This is a genomic window from Arthrobacter sp. UC242_113, from assembly GCF_044054585.1.
In the GTDB taxonomy this organism is placed as follows: domain Bacteria; phylum Actinomycetota; class Actinomycetes; order Actinomycetales; family Micrococcaceae; genus Arthrobacter.
Genome location: NZ_CP171968.1, coordinates 2,843,347 through 2,861,567, shown reverse-complemented (window position 1 = coordinate 2,861,567; position 18,221 = coordinate 2,843,347). Strand labels below are relative to the sequence as shown.

14 protein-coding genes are annotated in these 18,221 nt (G+C 67.6%); 4 read left to right on the top strand and 10 right to left on the bottom strand.

What is annotated here, in order from left to right; all coding sequences use genetic code 11:
• Window positions 1-17 precede the first annotated feature (17 nt).
• Window positions 18-974 carry a lysostaphin resistance A-like protein gene (locus tag ACHMXB_RS13010; RefSeq protein ID WP_395398855.1) on the bottom strand — a complete coding sequence of 319 codons (957 nt, stop codon included), beginning with the start codon at window positions 972-974 and terminating at the stop codon, window positions 18-20.
• A complete protein-coding gene (locus ACHMXB_RS13005) occupies window positions 952-1,815 on the bottom strand; it encodes a type II CAAX prenyl endopeptidase Rce1 family protein (RefSeq protein WP_395398853.1) in 864 nt (287 codons plus the stop codon). The genes ACHMXB_RS13010 and ACHMXB_RS13005 overlap by 23 nt, the downstream gene beginning before the upstream one ends.
• Window positions 1,816-2,066: 251 nt before the next feature.
• On the opposite strand from ACHMXB_RS13005, the gene pta reads away from it, so the two are divergent.
• Both pta and ACHMXB_RS12995 read left to right on the top strand, forming a co-directional pair.
• Entirely contained in the window at window positions 2,067-4,199 is a 2,133-nt protein-coding gene (pta, locus tag ACHMXB_RS13000) for a phosphate acetyltransferase (protein ID WP_395398851.1), read from the top strand.
• Between the two features lie 8 nt (window positions 4,200-4,207).
• A complete protein-coding gene (locus ACHMXB_RS12995; RefSeq protein ID WP_395398849.1) occupies window positions 4,208-5,362 on the top strand; it encodes an acetate kinase in 1,155 nt (384 codons plus the stop codon).
• Window positions 5,363-5,431: 69 nt separating this feature from the next.
• Here ACHMXB_RS12995 and ACHMXB_RS12990 read toward each other — a convergent pair whose 3' ends face one another.
• From ACHMXB_RS12990 to ACHMXB_RS12980, 3 genes are read right to left on the bottom strand one after another with little or no spacing between them, the layout of a single operon-like run.
• The gene (locus ACHMXB_RS12990) at window positions 5,432-6,967 is read right to left on the bottom strand and encodes a putative bifunctional diguanylate cyclase/phosphodiesterase (protein WP_395398847.1); all 1,536 of its coding nucleotides are present in this window, start codon (window positions 6,965-6,967) and stop codon (window positions 5,432-5,434) included.
• Window positions 6,957-7,409, bottom strand: coding sequence for a hypothetical protein (locus ACHMXB_RS12985; RefSeq protein WP_395398845.1), 453 nt, complete (start codon window positions 7,407-7,409; stop codon window positions 6,957-6,959). The genes ACHMXB_RS12990 and ACHMXB_RS12985 overlap by 11 nt, the downstream gene beginning before the upstream one ends.
• Complete coding sequence (locus ACHMXB_RS12980) at window positions 7,410-8,477, bottom strand: hypothetical protein (protein WP_395398843.1); 1,068 nt, start codon at window positions 8,475-8,477, stop codon at window positions 7,410-7,412.
• Window positions 8,478-8,688: 211 nt separating this feature from the next.
• Between ACHMXB_RS12980 and ACHMXB_RS12975 the strand changes: the two genes are divergently transcribed.
• Entirely contained in the window at window positions 8,689-8,847 is a 159-nt protein-coding gene (locus tag ACHMXB_RS12975) for a hypothetical protein (protein ID WP_395398841.1), read from the top strand.
• 97 nt (window positions 8,848-8,944) lie between these two features.
• On the opposite strand, the gene ACHMXB_RS12970 is transcribed toward ACHMXB_RS12975, so the two are convergent.
• A complete protein-coding gene (locus ACHMXB_RS12970) occupies window positions 8,945-10,651 on the bottom strand; it encodes an ATP-binding protein (protein ID WP_395398839.1) in 1,707 nt (568 codons plus the stop codon).
• Between the two features lie 173 nt (window positions 10,652-10,824).
• Here ACHMXB_RS12970 and ACHMXB_RS12965 point away from each other — a divergent pair, with 173 nt between their 5' ends.
• Window positions 10,825-11,160, top strand: coding sequence for an STAS/SEC14 domain-containing protein (locus tag ACHMXB_RS12965; RefSeq protein ID WP_395398837.1), 336 nt, complete (start codon window positions 10,825-10,827; stop codon window positions 11,158-11,160).
• Between the two features lie 45 nt (window positions 11,161-11,205).
• On the opposite strand, the gene ACHMXB_RS12960 is transcribed toward ACHMXB_RS12965, so the two are convergent.
• From ACHMXB_RS12960 to ACHMXB_RS12945, 4 genes are all read right to left on the bottom strand, one after another.
• Window positions 11,206-12,012, bottom strand: coding sequence for a methyltransferase domain-containing protein (locus tag ACHMXB_RS12960; protein ID WP_395405272.1), 807 nt, complete (start codon window positions 12,010-12,012; stop codon window positions 11,206-11,208).
• A 273-nt stretch (window positions 12,013-12,285) separates the two neighbouring features.
• Window positions 12,286-14,877 (bottom strand): hypothetical protein, encoded by a 2,592-nt coding sequence (locus tag ACHMXB_RS12955; RefSeq protein WP_395398835.1) that lies wholly within the window; start codon window positions 14,875-14,877, stop codon window positions 12,286-12,288.
• Between the two features lie 7 nt (window positions 14,878-14,884).
• A complete protein-coding gene (locus tag ACHMXB_RS12950; protein WP_395398833.1) occupies window positions 14,885-15,661 on the bottom strand; it encodes a peptidoglycan-binding protein in 777 nt (258 codons plus the stop codon).
• Between the two features lie 216 nt (window positions 15,662-15,877).
• Complete coding sequence (locus tag ACHMXB_RS12945) at window positions 15,878-18,118, bottom strand: S9 family peptidase (protein WP_395398831.1); 2,241 nt, start codon at window positions 18,116-18,118, stop codon at window positions 15,878-15,880.
• Window positions 18,119-18,221 lie beyond the last annotated feature (103 nt).

Sequence of the window (18,221 nt, the reverse complement as noted above, 5' to 3'; positions counted from 1 at the left end):
TATTTACCGAATGTTCATTAGGTAATCCCATTGGAGGGGTTTGTGTCAAGGGTGCGGGCCAACCGGAGGGGTCCGGCGACGGCGATGACCACCAGGGCTGCCAGGACATGGAGGAGCGCCACCGTCCACCAGAGCGTGAGGTAGTCGGGCCCCAGCATGGCGGGGAAAACCAGGGCACCGAAGGTGTTGAATGCCGCGTGGAAGACCATGCAGATGGGCACGCTGCCGCTGCTGTTGTAGAGCCAGGCCAGCAGCACGGACTGCGCCAGGACCATCAGCAGGAACGGAAGCGGCGGCCGCTGTCCAGTGGGATCCGACAGCAGCTCGGGCAGGTGCCACGCCGCCCACACCAGCCCGAGGAGCAGCGCCGCGGACAGGGCCGGGCGGTCCCGCTGCAACAGCGGCAGGGCGTAGCCGCGCCAGCCCAGCTCCTCGAAGAGGCCCACGGCCACCAGCGTGAACGCGAAGGTGCCCAGCAGCATGAACCAGCCCGGGTTGGGTCCGATCTCCGGGGCGGGCGCACCGCCGGAGACGGTGAGACCGGCAGAGACCGCCACCAGCAGGCACGGCAGGCCCGCGGCGGCCAAGTACCAGCGGCCGGCCACACGCCAGCGGGCCAGCTGCCGGAGCAGCCGCAGCATCTCGGCCTTTCCGCCTGCGAGGTAGGCGGTGATGGCCGCGGCCAGGGCGGGTCCGAACGGTATCAGCGGGGAGCTGTTCGGGTTGAGGAGGGTCAGCGGCCAAAGCAGCCATGAAATGGCGAAGGCCAGGGCAAAGAACAGCGGGAGCCGGTGGGCGGCGGACCAGGCCATGGCCCCGCGCGGTTCCGTGGTCCGGCGCCGTGCTTTGGTTCCGCGCCGCGATACCGTCCGGTGCCGCGCCGCTTCCTTCCGGGCCCGACGGCGGTCGCCGCCGCCAGAGTGCAACGCCCGCCTGGCGGGGATGGGCTGCTCAGCCGGCGACGGCTGCGCCATGACCCGCCTCCGCCGTCAGTGTGCGGAATTTCCGGAGCAGCGCCAGGACCGTCAGCAAAACGGTGGCCGCAGCAATCTGCTGCCACGCGCCGTCGAACACTGCTAGTTTCGCCTGCTCCGAGGCGTTGAACGAGGCGTGGAGGAGGGCCACGATCAGCAGGCTCTGGCCCGTTCCGAGGTAGGCGATGCCCACCAGCAGACGGAACAGCGGCGCGAAGACCAGCAGCACGCCCCACGCGAGGGCCACGTCGGGCCACGCGGTGGCGCCGAAGCCCTTGTCCGCAAAGGCCAGCGGGAGGTGGATGAGCGCGAAGGGAATGGCGGTGAGCAGGCTGCCGGTCAGCAGGCCGTGCCGCTCAATCAGCCGGCGCTGGACCACCCCCGTCCAGGCGAGCTCCTCCCAGATGTTCCCCAGCAGGGCGCCAACGATCAGCGTGTTCAGCAGGTATGGCCCAGCCACCGCTGCCCACCCGTCCGCGGGCTGGTGGAACGTGCCGGTAGCGGCCGCGATAAGCACGGTCAGCGCGGGCAGGGCAAGGACCGCCGCCACGTACCAGCCCGCTCCGACGTGCCAGCGGACGGTTTGGCGGAACAGGTGCCGGACGCCGGGTGTGCCGTCGGCTGCCCGGGTCACCAATACGGCCGCTCCCAGCAGGATGAGCAGTTCGGCGAGGATGCCGGGTACCGCATTGCCGAGTACCGCGATGGACAGGATGAGCGCCATCCACGTCAGGCCGATGGCAATGACCAGGAACGCTGCCACTGGGTGACCAGCGATGAGCCGGCGCAGTGGGCCGGGGGACGAAGCGGCGGATGGATCGGCGCGGCCAGCGGGGTTCATCAGGACCACCATCGTTCAGGAACGTGGCAGCTTGGGAGGCTGCCGGATGGGCCGGTCCCGGGGCGCTGGCCCACTCCGGGTCCGGGACGGCGATTGTGCGCCGACGTGGCAATCAACACCATTGTGTGCTCCCGGAAGCGCGGCAACAAGTGAAAGTATGGGGGAGTGCGCGTCCCGGCGCGTGCAGTCAGCAAACCGGCACGTCCAATGCAGTACGTTCCACGCAGGAGCTTCCAACCAGAGGACAGATCATGGCCAAGGGGATATATGTCAGTGCGACCACTCCGGGATCGGGGAAGTCGCTCATAGCGCTGGGCCTGGCGGACACGCTCCACCGGCACGCGGACCGGATCGGATTCTTCAAACCCGTGGTCCCTGGCGACCACGCCGGAGCGGATCCGATGGTGGCGCTCATGAAGTCCCGCTTCGACCTGGATGACGAGCGCTGCCGCGGCGGGCTGACGTTTACCGAGGTCCGGGGCCTGCTCGCCGAGGGCAGGCGCGAGGACATCGACTCCCGCTGCGTGGAGATCTTCGCCGAGATGGGCCGGCACTGCGACGTGATCATCGTGGAGGGCACGGACCTCACCGGCCACGACGCCGCCGTCGAATTCGACCTCAATGCGCGCCTCGCCAACAACCTGGCAGCGCCCGTCGTGGCCGTGGTGGGCGCCAAGGGGCGCAGCGTGGCGGAGGCTGCGGCCGCCGTCGACGTCGCCCGCAAGGAACTCGCCGCCGAGAAGTGCTCGCTGCTGGCCATGATGGTGAACCGCGCCGACCCGGAGGACGTGGACGCGATCATCGCCGCCGTGAAGCCCGGCGCGTCCGGCCGGCCGGTGTACGTCTTCCCTGAGCTGGAAGACATCGCCCGGCCCACCACCGGCGAGGTGGGCGCCGCCCTGGCGCTGCGGCAGATCGCCGGCCGGGCGGACATGGAGCGGGACGTCCGTGACGTCAAGGTCGCCGCCATGAACGTGGGCAACTTTTTGAACGTGCTCGACGACGGCGCGCTGGTGATCGTGCCCGGTGACCGGGCGGACGTGATGGTGGCCTGCCTGGCGTCGTCGTTCTCGCCCGAGTTTCCGGTGCCGTCGGGGCTGATCCTCACCGGAGGCCTGGCTCCGGACGCCAACATCTATCCGCTGCTGGCCTCCGCCCCGTTCCCGGTGTTCGCCACGGAGGATGACACCTACACCACGGCCCGGCGGGTGTCCGAAGTCCGCAGCGAAATCTGGAGCGGCCACCGGCGCAAGGTGGCGTCCGCGCTGGGCCTGTGGTCCCGGCAGGTGGACGAGGCCGAGATGCTGGAGCGTCTGCACCTGCCCCGCGCCGAGCGGATGACCCCGCTGAGGTTCCTGCACGACCTCATCGAACGCGCGCGCTCGCAGCGCCGCCACATAGTGCTGCCGGAGGGCAAGGACATCCGGATCCTGAAGGCCGCCGAGATCCTGCACCGCCGGGACGTCTGTGACCTGACGCTGCTGGGCCGGGAAGCCGACGTCCGGGAGCTCGCGGCCAGCCGGGGCATCGACCTCGCCGGCATCAACATCGTGGACCCCGCAACGTCCGAGCTGCGCCAGGACTTCGCCGCCAGGTACGCCGAGCTGCGGGCGCACAAGGGCGTGGACCTTGCCCGGGCGCTGGAGGTCATGCAGGACGAAAGCTACTTCGGCACCATGATGGTCCAGCTGGGCGTGGTGGACGGCATGGTGTCCGGGGCCGCGCACACCACCGCCCACACCATTCGCCCGGCGCTGGAGTTCGTGAAGACCCGGGAGGGCGTGAAGATCGTCTCCTCGGTGTTCCTCATGCTCATGCCGGACCGCGTGCTGGTCTATGGCGACTGCGCGGTGAACCCGGACCCGAACGTGGAGCAGCTCGCGGACATCGCCCTGGCCTCGGCGGAGACCGCTTCCCAGTTCGGCGTGAACCCGAGGGTGGCCATGCTGTCCTACTCCACCGGCGGCTCCGGCTCGGGGTCTGCGGTGGAGGAGGTCCGGCAGGCCACCGACCTGGTGCGTGAGCGCCGCCCGGACCTCGCCGTCGAGGGCCCCATCCAGTACGACGCCGCCGTGGATGCTTCCATCGCCGAGTCCAAGATGCCCGGCTCGTCCGTCGCCGGGCAGGCGACCGTGTTCATCTTCCCGGACCTCAACACCGGCAACAACACGTACAAGGCGGTGCAGCAGAGCTCCGGAGCGGTCGCCGTCGGGCCCGTCCTTCAAGGGCTGCGCAAGCCCGTCAACGATCTCTCCCGCGGCTGCACCGTGGAGGACATCGTCAACACGGTTGCCATCACCGCCATCCAGGCGCAGAGCCTTGACATCCCGTCGGAAACCCCCAGCACCACAGAACCGTCCGCCGTTTCAGCGGCCCAGGCTTAGGAGGCCCCATGCTCGTGCTCGTCATCAACTCCGGCTCGTCCTCGCTTAAGTACCAGGTGCGCGACGTCGCGGAAGGCAGCGTGCTCACCGAGGGCCTGATCGAGCGGATCGGGGTCTCCAACGGCGGCCAGGGCGACGGCGAGGTGGTGGGCCCTGCGGACCATGCCGAAGCCCTCGAGCAGGTGGACGCGGCCATCCACGAGGTGCTGGGCGGGAGGCAGCTGGATGCGGTGGGGCACCGGGTGGTGCACGGCGGCGAGCGGTTCGGCGAGCCTGTGCTGGTCGACAACGAGATCACCCGCGCCATCGAACGGCTCAACCCGCTGGCGCCGCTGCACAACCCCGCCAACGTGCTGGGCATCCGCGCCATCACCAGGAAGTGGCCCGACATGCCGCAGGTGGCCGTGTTCGACACCGCCTTCCACCGCAGCCTCCCCGAGCACGCCTGGCGCTACGCCGTACCCGACGAGCTCTATACGAACCACGGAATCCGGCGCTACGGCTTCCACGGGACCTCGCACGAATACGTCACCAACCGTGCCGCCGCGCTGCTGGACATCCCGGTGGAGGAGTTCGACGGCGTGATCGCCCACCTGGGCAACGGCGCCTCCGTCACGGCGATCCGGGGCGGCAAGTCCGTGGACACGTCGATGGGCTTCACTCCGCTGGAGGGGCTGGTCATGGGCACCCGCTCCGGCGACCTGGACCCGTCCATCCTGGTGTTCCTGGCCCGCACCGGCTGGAACGCCGAGGACCTCGATTCGATGCTGAACCGCGAATCCGGGCTCAAGGGGCTGGCCGGCAACAACGACATGCGCTCCGTGGTGGAGGCGGCGGAGTCCGGTGATTCCCGCGCGGCCACCGCCCTGGCGGTCACCTCCTACCGGCTGGCCAAGTACATCGGCGGCTACCACGTGGCGGTCGGCGGGGCCAAGGCGCTGGTGTTCACGGCGGGGATCGGCGAGAACTCGCACCAGTTCCGTGCCCTGGTGGGGGAGAAGCTGGGGGCGCTGGGCATCGAGCTCGACGCCGGGCTGAACAGTGAGCGGTCGAAGGAACCCCGCGTGATTTCCACCGAGGCCTCCGCCATCCCGGTGCTGGTGGTCCCCACGGACGAAGAGCGCGCCATTGCTGAGGCAACAGCCGCCGTCGTCGGTGGTTGAGCCCGTCGAGTGCTCCGTAAATGCCCTTATCAGCCCGGAAAACGGCATCTACGTAGCAACCGATGGGAATCAACCGGGCCACACGTCCTGCCCGGCCAGGCGGTCGGTGAACTCGGCAGCGGGGAGGGGGCGGCTGAAGTAGTAGCCCTGCCCGCTGATGCAGCCCGTGCTGCGGAGGTGCTCGGCCTGCTCCGCGTTCTCGACGCCCTCCCACACGGCCTCGAGCCCGCAGGCCCGGATGAGCTGGAGGATGGCGGCAATCAGGGCAGGCTGCGCGGGGTCGCTGCCGAGGGCGGTGAGCAGTGTCCGGTCCACCTTGACCCGGTCCACGGGCAGGCGCCGCAGGTAGCTGATGGACGAGTACCCGGTGCCGAAGTCGTCGATCTCCAGTCCCACGCCGAGCTTCCGGAGGCTGGCGAGGGTGTACCTGTCCAGCTCGTTGCCTTGGATGATCGCGCCTTCCGTGAGCTCCAGGACCAGCAGGGACGGCTCGAGGTCCGCGGCGGTGAGCGCTTCCCGGACGTCCTCAATGAATTGAAGCCGCTGAAGGTCCGACGCCGTAATGTTGATGCGCATGTCGAAGTTGTGCCGGCGGGTTGCGGGAGACGATCTCCAGAGCCGGAGCTGCTCCACCGCATTCTTCAGCACCCAGTTGCCAAGCTCCGAGATGAGGCCGGTTTCTTCGGCGATGGGGATGAATTCGTCCGGCATGATTAGGCCGCGCTTGGGGTGTTTCCAGCGGACCAGGGCCTCCACGCCTTCGATTTTGCCAGAGGCAAGTTCGATGACCGGCTGGTAATACAGCACCAGCTGGTCGTTGGCGATCGCCTCGCGCAGTTCCCCCACCAGCTGGTTGCGGAGCTGCCGGGCATGCAGCATGGCCGGTTCGAACACGCGCAGCTTGTTGCGGCCATCGGCCTTGGAGGCGTACATCGCGATGTCCGCCTCCATCAGGAGTTCCTCAGACGTCTCGCCGGGATCCGCAATCCGAAGCCCCAGGCTCGCGCCGCAACGGATGGTCTTGCCGTCCACTTGAAGGGTTTCGTTGAGCGAATCCAGGATCCGGTTTCCGACGGCGGCCGCCCTGCCCGGAGTGGTGGCAGGGAGCAGGACGGCGAACTCATCGCCGCCCAGCCGGGCCACCATGTCGCCGTCGCGCACGCACGAGCGGATCCGTGCGCCGACCATTGCCAGCACTTGGTCGCCCATCGAGTGGCCATACGAATCATTGATGCTCTTGAAGGCGTCCAGGTCCAGCAGCAGCAGCGCCGGCGGAAGCCCGCCGTCGGACACCTCTGCCTGGGCTGCGGTGACGGCGCTGACCAGCGCCGACCGGTTGTAGAGTCCCGTCAAGGAATCGGTGAGCGCCATCTGCTGCAGCTCTTGGTGCGCCGCGTTGAGCATGCGCGTGCGCAATTCCACGCGCTCCTCGAGCTCCTGGTAGATGATCTGCAGGTCCTCGGCGAGCAGGTTGGTGCCCATGATCACCGCGTCCAGCTCGTCCCTGGCCTCGGAAATTTCAATGCGCGAGTGGAGTTCCCCGGCTGCCAGGCGGACGATTCCGTCGAGCAGCTTCCCCAGCCGGGGATCGTCGTTAGAGAACATGGCCAAGGCGGCTCAACCAGTAGAGGGCGTCGTTTTCGGCGGTGAAATAGCGGGCCGGCACGGAGCTGAATTCGCCACCCAGCAGAAAGTGCCCCAGCAGCCTGTCCACCGGGGATTCGCCCAGGATCGCCCAGGCGGACACCGACGGGATCGCTGCGTACGCGGCCCGTGCCGCGCGGGTCACGGAGGCCACTCCCGTCAGTTCAAGTACGACGGCGACCCTCCGGTCTCCCGCCAGCTCGCCGAGGCGGGTGTGCAGTTGGGCGGCCGCGGTCTCGTTCAGGTGCGCGCCGGGCGGGAGGACTGCCTTGACGGCAAGTTCGGGCAACACAGTGAAGTCGGGCAACACAGTGAAGTCGGGCAACACAGTGAAGACGGCAGCGGCGGGGGAGGCCCCGGGCTGCAGCGGCGCGGCACCGGGAAACACTCTGGCTTCTGGCATTTACCCCCCCTGGAGAAATTGCTGTTGGCGCCGGTCCGAAGGCTCCGCTGAGGCGATGAAACCACGGACGGTGGCGCTACGCTCCGGTGCAGCAGCTGTATCGAACAGCGTAGCGGCATCGTCAAGCATCTGCAGCGATTCCGGTTCGTGTCCCTGCGCCATCAGTGCCTTGCCCAGGATGAAGGTGGCTTCTGCCGCGGTCTGGGTGGCAAGGATGGGGAACTTGCTGCGCAGCGGGGTCAGGAGGCTGATTGCCGTTTCCATGTCCCCGGTGAGGTAGTACCAGTGGGCGCGGACCAGTGACATCTCAAGGATGTCCCTTTCGCTGCCGCCCACCACTTCGGTGGCGAGTTCCGCGCGTTCGATGCAGCGCAGCGTTGCGGCGTCAGCCAGCTTGGCCTGCAGGCGCATTTCCGCGGAGGCGCGGTTGAAGCGAGCCCACAGGTCGACATCCTGGGAGGGGGAGAGTTTGCCCGCGGCCAGGTCGTGGTAGTGGCCGCCTTCACTGACACGGTTGCTGAGGAATGCGACGTTGCCGATAACCCAGTAAGCCTTGCCGGCCGTGTCTTCATCCACGTGGTCGGTGAGCAGCGACTCCAGGTCCATGCACTCCTGCCAGGCGTCCTCCAGCCGGCCACTTTCCGCGAGGGTGGCGATCAGGGCTTGCTGGGCGTGGATGTGCAGGTACACGTTTTCGAAATCGCCAGCCACCAGAGCGGCCGCGGTGGAAGCAGCATTCACTGCCTCGTGGAGCCGGCCGAGGCCCTGCAGCGAATGAGCCAGCAGCATTGCGGCCCGCGCACCGAGGTCGGGGGCCGAACCCGCAACCGGATGGGCAGCGAGTTCCGCGGCGAGCTTCTGGCACTCCTGCATGGCGCCTTGGTCCCGCAGGCATTCAGCCTGCAGCAGGACCATCTTCCACCAGCGCAGCTCGTCGCCGGCCTCCCGGGCCAGTTCCGCTGCGTGCCCGGCCTGGTCATGTCCGGCGGTGTAGTCCCGCCGCTTCCAGCTTTCGCGCGCAGCCAGCTCTGCAATCACGAAGGGCGACAGGTCACGCTGCATAGGCATGCTCCCAATTATCCACAATCCCGTCCTCAGGAGGGCGGGGTACCAGGCAGAACAACGGTTGTTACGGCAATTGCAAGAACGGTCGGAAAAAACATGGCGAATCCTGCGGAATTGACAGGATTTGACTTGACCAAACCTTGATCTGATGACCGTATACTGTCGCCGTAATGTGCAATTCGGTTAAGGCTACAAACTACGAAGGGGACAGCGGATGAAGAAACTTGCCGCAACACTTGTTATGACCGGCATCCTTGCAGTTGCAGGCTTCGCCGCTCCTGCCAATGCGGCCTCGAAGGACAAGGACACCTCCACGTCCTCCACTTCGAGCTCCGAGGTTAATTACGCCAGCGTCGGCTGGTGGCCCCACTAGGATTGGCATCGGGCCAAGCAAAATTGCGAAAGCCGCCCCGGACCCTAATGGCCGGGGCGGCTTTCGTTTGGGCTCAACCGGTTGTTTTGCGTCTTGGTTACGCGTGGGGCGCGGGGCCGCGGGACCCGTCGTCGTCGTCCTCGGCCTTTTTTTCGGCCTGGGGTCCTTCGACCGGAAGGGTCACGGATACGGTGGTTCCCTTGCCCAGAACGGACGAAAGGTCCAGCGAGCCGCCGTGGCGGCGGACGATGTCTTGTGCGATGGCGAGTCCCAGGCCGCTGCCCGGGATGGCGGCAGAGGAAGCATTGGATGCCCGGTAGAAACGCGTGAACACCTGGGCGATTTCCTGATCGGGGATCCCCACCCCCGTGTCCGTGACGCTCACGGCGGCGCAGGGGCTCCCGCCCGCGGAGTCAGCGGACATGAAGGCGATGCTGATCCGGCCGCCATGGGGAGTGAACTTGATGGCGTTCGCCACGATGTTGGTGAAGACCTGCTCCAGCTGGGCCTCGTCGGCCTGGACCTTGACGTCCTCGTGCGAGTCGGCGCCGGCGATGGTGACGTTCCGTGACTCAGCGAGCGGGCGCAGCGCGGCCACGACGATCCGGAGGACCTGGCCGAGCTCCACCTGCTTGAGGTTCAGGTTGCCGGGGGTGTCCTGCTGGGAAACCGTGAGCATGTCCTCTATCAGCCGTCGGAGACGGTCGGAGTTCCGCGAGATGACGTCCATCATGGATTCGATGCCCGCGGGTACGGGGCCGCCGGCTCCATCGCGGATCATGTCGAGGTAGGCCGTGATGGACGTGAGCGGCGTGCGGAGCTCGTGGTTGACCGTGGCGAGGAAGTCTGTCTTGGCCTTGTCCAGTTCCCGGAGCTGCTGCAGCACCTGCAACTGGGCGCTGATCAGGTGGCCCTGGATGAGGCTGTGGGCGAGGTTGCCGGCGACGTGCTGGATGAGGGCGATCTCGGCCCTGGTCCAGTCGCGGGGTCCCGCCACCTGCGCTATCCAGACGATCCCCAGTGCAGTCTCGCCTTCTCCCACGGGCAGGGCAACCGACGCGCGGACGGGGCCCAGGCCTGACCACTCCCGCAATCCCTCGGCCAGTGCTGCCGACTGTTCCGTCTGGTGGTCCGGAACCGCGAGGGCCTCGGCCGCCGACCACAGCGACGTGGTCTGCTCCCGGGCAGCATCCTCGAAGGAACCGAGCGTGTCCGGCAGCTTGGCGTGGCCGGGCAGGCACCACTGGGCGCTGATCCTGGGCACCCGCGAATCCTGGAAGGTGGTGAACCAGACGTGGTCCACGCCAAGGGATTCCCCGAAGCCGCGGACCAGGTGCCCCGCCATCTGCTGGGGGCTGTTGGTGCCGCGGATGGCGGCCGAGACGTTCCGCAGGCTTTCGCGCAGGAACTCGGCTTCAGCCCGGATGCGGCGGCGTTCCCTGGCCCGGCCAATGAGCGTTTCCACCCGGTGGGTCAGCTCCCGGGCAGCTGCGTCGTAGGAGATGTAGTCGGCGATGCCCCAGGGTTCGAGCTGGGCCAGGTCGAAGTCGCCGGCGAGGTCCACCAGCAGCAGCACCGGGGTGCCCTCCCACGCGTACCCGTCCGTCAGTTCGGTATCAAGAAGTACGACGGCGGCGCTGTTGCCTTCCAGCGCATCGGCGAGTGAGCCGGCGTCGGGCGCTTTGCGGACGGTAAAACCCGCACCGGTGAGAACCGACGCCACGGTGTCCAGGCGGGCGGCATCGGTGAGCGCGACCACCGCCTCGCGAGGTGCGGAGGCAGACTCCGCCGGTGCCTGGACCATGTGCCCCCTGTGTTGCGAGTGCCTTTTGAGGCTACCGTGACTTTCGACTCACATTATCAGTACGCGGAGAGTGGGCCGCGTGGGGAATGGCTGTACGTTGATACTTGTCCCCTTAGCCACTGCGGAGGTTTGATTTGGATTCCCACAGCACGGGCCGGCATACGCTGTTTGACTTGGAATTGGATCCCGAACACCTGTTGCGGCTGACTTGGGCGCGGGGCGCCAGCATCACCGAGGCCGATGCCGAGGCTGCCATGGAGAGGGTGAACCTCCTTTGCGGTCAGAACCGGCATCCCATGCTCGTGGACATGGCCACGACCGCCGATGTCAGCCGCGGCGCGCGTGCCGTCTTCGGCCGTCCGTGCCAGGCCTCCAGAATCGCGCTGCTCGGTTCGTCTCCGGTGGACCGGGTGATGGCAAACTTCTTCCTCGGCATCAACAAGCTCCCGTGCCCCACAAAGTTTTTCACGTCGGAGGCCGACGCCCTCGCCTGGCTGAAGCTCACGTAGCCCCAGGTCCTGCCCGCCGGCTCTCCGGCGCGCTCCTTCGCGCCCTCAGCGTGCCTGGAGCACCGCGAAATAACCCGGGATCTGTTCCGGCCGGTCAGTGGAGGTGAGGGGCCGGGTTTCAATGGTGACCGGGCCGTCTTCCACCACATCCCACTGGGCCTCCGGAAAGGCCCGCCTGCGCTGCTCCGCGCCGAAGCGGCCGGGAACGGGCAGGGCGCGGATGGCCTTTTCGAGTGGTCCGGGGATGGAGTGCAGCGTTGCACCAAGATGGCTGACGTACTGGATGGGATTCCCGCGGAAGTTGGTCTCCGCCAGGAACACACGGCCGCGTTTGCCCACGAGCGGGTGCAGTTGCCCGGCCAACGCCGCCTGGGCAGGCCGCTTCAGCACGTGGAAGACGCCCCGGATGAAGATGTTGGCTTCACCTGAGAATCCGGCTGCCGCGAGGGCGTCGGCCACGGCGCGCGTGCCCGCCGGGGCTGTCATGTCGGCCGCGACGTAGGAGACCCGCTCCAGCCCTTCAGATTCTGCGGCCGCACGGGCCACTGCGTTGGCTGAGACGTCCACGCCCAGAACATACGGAAAGTAGGCGGCAAGCGCGCGGCTGAAGACGCCGCTGCCGCACCCGACATCGACGAGGGGAAGGCTGGGGTCCAGTTGCCGCGTCAGGTGCTCCAGATACGCCTGCAGCTCGTGGTCACTGCCGGAATCCCACAGCACGTCGCCGCGGGCGCCGGTGGCCCCGACCCTGCCCCAGTACTGGTCCCATGCGACACCGGGGTCTTTTGGCGCGTTCGAGGACAGCTTCACCAGTTTTGGGAGCAGCAGGTATTTCTTGAGCGCCGAGAGCATCATTCAAATATATGTTGCCTGGGACACGTCTCCGTCCAGTGCTTGCCCGTGGTCCCCGCCTCGTCAGTCGCCGCTCAGGCCGCCGTCGCGCGTCTCTTGGGTCCGCCGATTACCAAAAATGGCCGCCCGGCGGGGTCTCAGGCGGCCACTTTTGGTATTGCGACGACTGGCCGGGGGACGCGGGCGGCCACTTTTGGCAAAACGGCGACGCAACTTTGCCTGGTGACGCAAGTTTGCCTAACGACGCACGTCTCCCTGACGACGCGAGTGGCTCTACGGGCTGGCCGCCTCCTGTGTCGGTGACGCGGGCGGCGTGCTGGCAGGAGCCGTAGCCGCCGGGGCCTCCGCACCTGTGGGGGCTGGAGACGGAACGGCGGGGACCGGCGTCGTGCCCGTTCCCGGTGCGGGAACCGCGGGGTCCGCCGTCGTTCCTGGCGCCGGCGCACCCGGCGATGCTGCCCCCGGAGACTGCACACCCGGCGACGGGACGGCCGGCTGCCCCGGCGCCGGTTCACCCGGCTGGGATCCGGGGCCCGGGTCGGACCCGCCGCTGGTTCCGGTCGACGGCGATGATCCCGGCGACGGAGTGCTGGCGCCGGTTTGGGGCTTGGCGCTGGGGTCGGTCCGGATGATCTCCATGAGCTGTTCCTTGTAGGCGCCCAACCGTCCCTCGATCTCGGACAGGGGAACGCCCTGCAGGGTCCGTCCGAACTCGGCGATCTCCTGCCACAGCGCGTTGAGCCGGGCCATGCCGTCCGTGCTGAGCGGCCCGTCCAGGGTGAGCACCAGCTGGCTGGCCAGGGCGTACGTGAGGCAGCGGACGCAGTTGTAGTTCGCGGCGGCGGAGAGGTTCTCCGGCACCACCACATCCGCCTGGCCCACGATCAGGACCACCTGGAACCCGACGGCCACCGCCGCGCAGCCTGTGCAACTGGCGAAGGCGTAGGCCTCGTTCCGGGTGTCCACCGGCCCGTCCTCGGCCCACACCAGCGCGAAGGCGACGTCGTAGGTAACGGAGCCGTCCGTCGTGTTCACGGCGAGGGCCTGGTTTCCGTCCTCCTCCGGGGCCGGGGGCTTGTCGAAGGGAAAGACCCACGACGGCGGCGTGGCATCACCGGTTGCCGTACCCGGGTTTCGGTCCGTGCCCGGGACCGGCTGGCCTGTGTCTTGGCGCGGGTCTTGGCCCTGGTCCGTTTGACCGGGGGCGGAAGCGGGTGCTGCGCCTTGCCTCGGCACGAGCACCATGCTGAGTTGCGGCTGCTCCCGCGTGGGCAGCGCCGTGCCGTCCGGCCAGAGTGCCACTGTTTGTCCCGTCCGGCCCTCGTGGAGTGTGCCGTCGGGACCAGCCAAGACGGGATAGACGGCGGCCGTGGCATCGACGAGCGTCCCGCGTTCGTAGGGCTGCACCGGGCGATAGCTGTTGGGCAGCGGCCACCACGCCCACGCCAGCCCGGCAGCGACGGCACCCACCGCTGCCAAGGCGGTCGCGCGCTGCAGCGGCCTGCCCCGGGTTTTGGTCCAGAGTCCCGCGAGGAGCTGCCGCGCCAGCCGGAGCAGCATGTACGCCACGCCCACCACGGGAAGCACGACGGCGGCAATCGCCAGCACGCGCACGGCACCGTCAGCGAAGTTTCCCTCCGCGAGGCTTCCGGACAGAAGGGCCTGCTGATGCTGCAGGCTCGCCCACGCGGTGCCCAAGAGCCGCGGGAAGGAGACGACCATCAGCACCAGGCTGAGCAGCAGCAGGGGGACGGTGACCAGGACCCAGACGGTGATAACGGCGCGCGCCCACGGCTTGAGGGCCTGCGCCTCGGGTTCAGGCTTGCCCCAGCGCCACGGAAGGAGCCCGAGCAGCGTGGGGCGGATCCGCTGGAAGAGGTCGGGTACGCCGGTGGCGTCGGCCAGGATGTGGTATCCGTCGAACCGGACCAGGGGAAGGAGTTGGCGGACCATCTGCAGGATCTGCGTGAGCACCACCAGGAGCAGCGCATCGAAACCTGTGGCCCACCAGACACCCATGGTGGCGATCGCGACGATGGCGTTGAAGTACAGCCCGCCCATATCAGTGCGCAGCCTGCCGCCGCGCCCCAGCCGGTAGGAGTCGGTGACGTCCGTGTAGAAGGCGGGCCAGACGAGGTAGAGCCCGGCGCCCATCGCGCCGGGAGTGGCGCCGCCGCGGCGTGCTGCAGCGGCGTGGCCGAATTCGTGAAAGCCGGCCGACAGCACCGTGACGGCGAAAATCAGCAGGAGCAGCCACGGGTTCGCGAAGGCGTCGTGGGTGGCGGAGGCCAGGCCTTTGACCATCAGGACCCACCAGCACGACGCCAGGAAGCCCGCGGCGACAACTGCCACGATCAGCGGATTGAACAGCACAGCGAACGGTGCCGTCAGCTTCCGGGTGCGCTCCGGGTCCGTGACGGTGTACCGGAACCGCATGCCCAGCAGGGGATTCGATCGGCGGACCTCCGGCTGGGACCCGTCCGCCAGCTGCAGCAGGCCGAGCGGCAGCAGCTGCCCCTCGATCAGCGTCCTGATGTTGTCTCCGGTGATGAGCCGGCCGGACCGCGTGCTGGCCACCTCGGCGATCTCTTCCATGTCCCGGACACCGTCAATGGCTTCGAGGACGTGAAACAGCAGCCGGGTGAGCTGGATGGTCTGGCTGTCGGCGCGGCGGACCAGTGAGGGGGCCTCCCGGTAGCCGGATCCCTTGGCCTCGCCGATGAGCTGGATTCCCTCCGCCCGTACCGGCACCTCGCCGTTTGTGTCGCGGCTGATGACGACGGCGGCGCGGGTGCCTTGGGTGGGGGACTCGGTGGCCGCCGGCGGGCCGTCCACGCCGGACGGCCCGCTGTGTTTGGCGCTCATTCAGGAACTACTGCTGCAGATCGGACTGCTGATCTGCCGATGCGGTTGCCTCACCGTCGATGTCCTGCGTGATGATGGCGTCCTGCTGGGCCACGGCGAAGGCGTCGCTGTCGATCGAGCCGATATTGGCTGCAACTGCGGCGTCGATGGGCGCGGCAACGTTGGCGTTGGCGGCCACGGCGCCGTTGATCGGGGCGGCGATGTCGGCGTCGGCCGCGAGATCCACGTTGACATTGAGCAGGTCTCCGTCGAGGGCGTCGGCCGGATCGACGGGCAGGGCACCGACGCCTGTGCCGTCAGGAAGCGTGCCGTCAGGCAACGTGCCTTCGGGGAGCGTGCCTTCGGGCAATGCTGTGGCGTCTCCAGTGCCTGCACCGGCCGCCTCGGTGCCTGTTGCGGCCGTACCTGTGCCCGCCGCTTCCGGCGTCCCGCCGTCGACATTTCCACCGTCAACACCGGACCCCTGGGTGATGGTGCTGTCCTGCACGGAGTCTGCCGTGGCATCCGCCGTGATTCCCTGGTCGATGATGACGCCCTGGTCGGCGAGGGCCTGCGATTCCGACCCGAAGGACAGGATGTTGGCCGAAGCGGCCGCGTCTATCGGGGCTGCGACGTTGGCGTTGGCCGCCACGGCAAGGTCGATCGGCGCGGCGGCGCTGATCCCCAGGTCGAGGTCGGCGTTGAGATCGAGTACGGACGCGACTTCCTTGTCCGGCAGGGCAGTGCCCGACTGCGCGTTGAGTTCGTCGTCGGAAAGCGGGGTCAATCCCTGTTCATTGCTCACGCGATGCTCCAGTTCCGGCGTCGGCTTCCCCGCCCCCAGCGGACAGGTGCACCGAGCCCGTATGCCCGTCAATAGTAAGCAGGATTACTATTTTCTGGAAACACCCCAGCTTTCTGGAAACACCTCAGTGAGGCAGGAACCCCCGAAAACCCCATCCATTGCTCCGAAAATGCCCTTCTGAGTGTTCAAAAGGGCACTTCCGGAGCAATGGATCGGCTATTTGAGCCCGGCGCCGGGCAGCAGCTCTGTGGCTCCCAGCGAATCCGCAATGAAGCCGTAGTCCCAGGCCCGCTCGCGCCACTGCACATATCGGCCCGAGGCCCCGCCATGGCCGCCGTCCATTTCAATCTTCATCACTATCGGCTCGCTGCCCGTGGTCTTGTTCCGCAGTTCCTGCACCCACTTGGCCGGTTCCACGTAGAGCACACGGGTGTCGTTGAAGGACGTCACCGCCGCGATTTTCGGATAGGCCACCTCGCGGACATTCTCGTACGGCGTGTACGACTTCATGTACTCATACACCGCGGGATCGGTGATCGGGTTGCCCCATTCCTCCCACTCGAGGGCCGACAGGGGCAGCTCCGGGTCCAGAATGCTGGTGAGGGGATCAACAAACGGAACCTGCGCCACGATGGCGGTGTACTTCTCCGGGGCGAGGTTGGCCACCGCGCCCATGAGCAGGCCGCCCGCGGATCCACCCAGCGCGGCGATCCGGTCCGGTGCCACCCAGCCGGACTCCGCCAGCCAGTCTGTGGCCGCGATGAAGTCTGTGAACGTGTTCTTCTTGCTGAGCTTCTTGCCGTCCTCGTACCAGTGGCGGCCGAGTTCGCCACCGCCGCGGATGTGGGCGATGACGAACACAACCCCGCGGTCCAGCAGTGAAAGCCGGGCGATGCCGAAGCCCGGGTCCATGCTCAGCTCGTATGAGCCGTAGCCGTAGACCAGGCCGGCCGCCGTCGAATCCCGGGCAACGGCTTTGTGCCGCAGCACCGACAGCGGGACCCGGGTGCCGTCGGCGGCCTCGGCCCACTCCCGGGTGGCCACGTAGTCGGAACCGTCGTAGCCGCCCAGCACCGGGCTTTCCTTGCGCAGCAGCAGTTCGCCGGCCGGCCGCTCCGGGGTGGGAAGGACGAAGTCGTACACGCGCGACGGCGTGAAGTAGGACGTGTAGCCGAGCCGGATGACGGGAGCCTCGTAGTCGGAGCCGCCCACCCCGGAGGTGTACAGCTCCTCGTCAAATGCCGGTTCCACCGGAGCCTGCTGGGCGGCGGTTCCCAGCCCGGACAGAGGCATCACCTGGACGCGCTCGATGGTGTCCTTCCGGATCGAGAGCACGAGGTGCGTGGCGGTGACCCCCGCCCCGTTGACCCGGACGTCGTCGGAATGCTCGACGACGGTGTCCCAGTGCTGCTCGGCCAGCGGCTTGGACAGCTCGGCCGGGTCCACCAAAGAGACCATCGAGTTCACGGCGTTGCGGTTGTGGGTGATGAGGATGCGTTCCGTTTTCTTCCCGTCCGGGCCCTCGAGCAGGAACGGCTCAGCCTCGTAAAGGACGCGTTCGTTGCGGGAGATGACGGTGGACAGGCCGGCGTCAGGGTGGTCAAAGCGCAGCAGGCGCGTTTCGCTGTACTCGGAGCAGCCGATGCCGAGCACGAGGTGACGCCGGTCCGAGGAGAGCTCAAAGCCCAGCCACATGGCGGCGTCGTCCTCCTGGTAAATCACCTCGTCGTCGGTGACCGGGGTGCCCAGAACGTGCGACTTGACCTGGTACGGGCGCCAGGAATCGTCCACTACGGTGTAGAAGATACGGGTGCCGTCCGGGGAGAAGGAAACCCCGTAGAAGACGTTCTCGATGACGTCCGGCAGCAGTTCGCCGGTCCGCAGGTCCTTGATGCGCAGGGTGAACCGCTCGTCGCCGGAGTTGTCCACGGCGTAGGCGTAGAGGTTTCCGTCTATGGTGACGGCTGTGCCGCCCACCGAGAAGAACGGCTTGCCTTCGGCTTCCACGTTGCCGTCCAGCAGGACTTCCTCGCCGGGAATCTCGACGCCGGCCTCCACCGCCGGCGGTGTCCAGTCCGCCACCGGATTGCCGGTGTTTTGGGCGAGGACCCGGCACTGGATGCCGTATTCCTTGCCCTCGACGGACCGGCTGAAGTACCACCAGCCGTCCTTGCGGTTGGGAACGGACAGGTCTGTTTCTTTAGTACGGCCCTTGATCTCTTGGAAGATGGCCTCGCGCAGCGGTTCCTGGTGGGCCGTGAGGGCTTCCTGGTACGCATTCTCTGCCTTCAGGTGCTCCACAACCTCCTCGGACTCCTTGTCCCGCAGCCACTCATACTGGTCCAGGAAGGTATCCCCGTGGTGCGTGCGCTCGGCCGGCACCCTCTTGGCGACGGGCGGCCGGGGCGTGGCAGCGGCGGAGGAGCTTGAGGGTTGCTGCAGCGGAGTGTGGGTCATTCCCTCAATATATAGAGCCGCTATGACATTTGGACCGCCGTTCGCTACCGGGGGAGAAGCTGCTTTTTGACGCTCCCAGCATGCCTGGCGGGGCCCTGTCCCC

Bases quoted from the DNA above. Each gene is read 5' to 3' on its own strand.
- ACHMXB_RS12980 (WP_395398843.1), bottom strand. From the start codon at position 8,477: ATGCCTATGCAGCGTGACCTGTCGCCCTTCGTGATTGCAGAGCTGGCT.
- ACHMXB_RS12955 (WP_395398835.1), bottom strand. From the start codon at position 14,877: ATGAGCGCCAAACACAGCGGGCCGTCCGGCGTGGACGGCCCGCCGGCG.
- ACHMXB_RS12975 (WP_395398841.1), top strand. From the start codon at position 8,689: ATGAAGAAACTTGCCGCAACACTTGTTATGACCGGCATCCTTGCAGTT.
- ACHMXB_RS12990 (WP_395398847.1), bottom strand. From the start codon at position 6,967: ATGTTCTCTAACGACGATCCCCGGCTGGGGAAGCTGCTCGACGGAATC.
- pta (WP_395398851.1), top strand. From the start codon at position 2,067: ATGGCCAAGGGGATATATGTCAGTGCGACCACTCCGGGATCGGGGAAG.
- ACHMXB_RS13005 (WP_395398853.1), bottom strand. From the start codon at position 1,815: ATGAACCCCGCTGGCCGCGCCGATCCATCCGCCGCTTCGTCCCCCGGC.
- ACHMXB_RS12960 (WP_395405272.1), bottom strand. From the start codon at position 12,012: ATGCTCTCGGCGCTCAAGAAATACCTGCTGCTCCCAAAACTGGTGAAG.
- ACHMXB_RS13010 (WP_395398855.1), bottom strand. From the start codon at position 974: ATGGCGCAGCCGTCGCCGGCTGAGCAGCCCATCCCCGCCAGGCGGGCG.
- ACHMXB_RS12970 (WP_395398839.1), bottom strand. From the start codon at position 10,651: ATGGTCCAGGCACCGGCGGAGTCTGCCTCCGCACCTCGCGAGGCGGTG.
- ACHMXB_RS12985 (WP_395398845.1), bottom strand. From the start codon at position 7,409: ATGCCAGAAGCCAGAGTGTTTCCCGGTGCCGCGCCGCTGCAGCCCGGG.
- ACHMXB_RS12945 (WP_395398831.1), bottom strand. From the start codon at position 18,118: ATGACCCACACTCCGCTGCAGCAACCCTCAAGCTCCTCCGCCGCTGCC.
- ACHMXB_RS12995 (WP_395398849.1), top strand. From the start codon at position 4,208: ATGCTCGTGCTCGTCATCAACTCCGGCTCGTCCTCGCTTAAGTACCAG.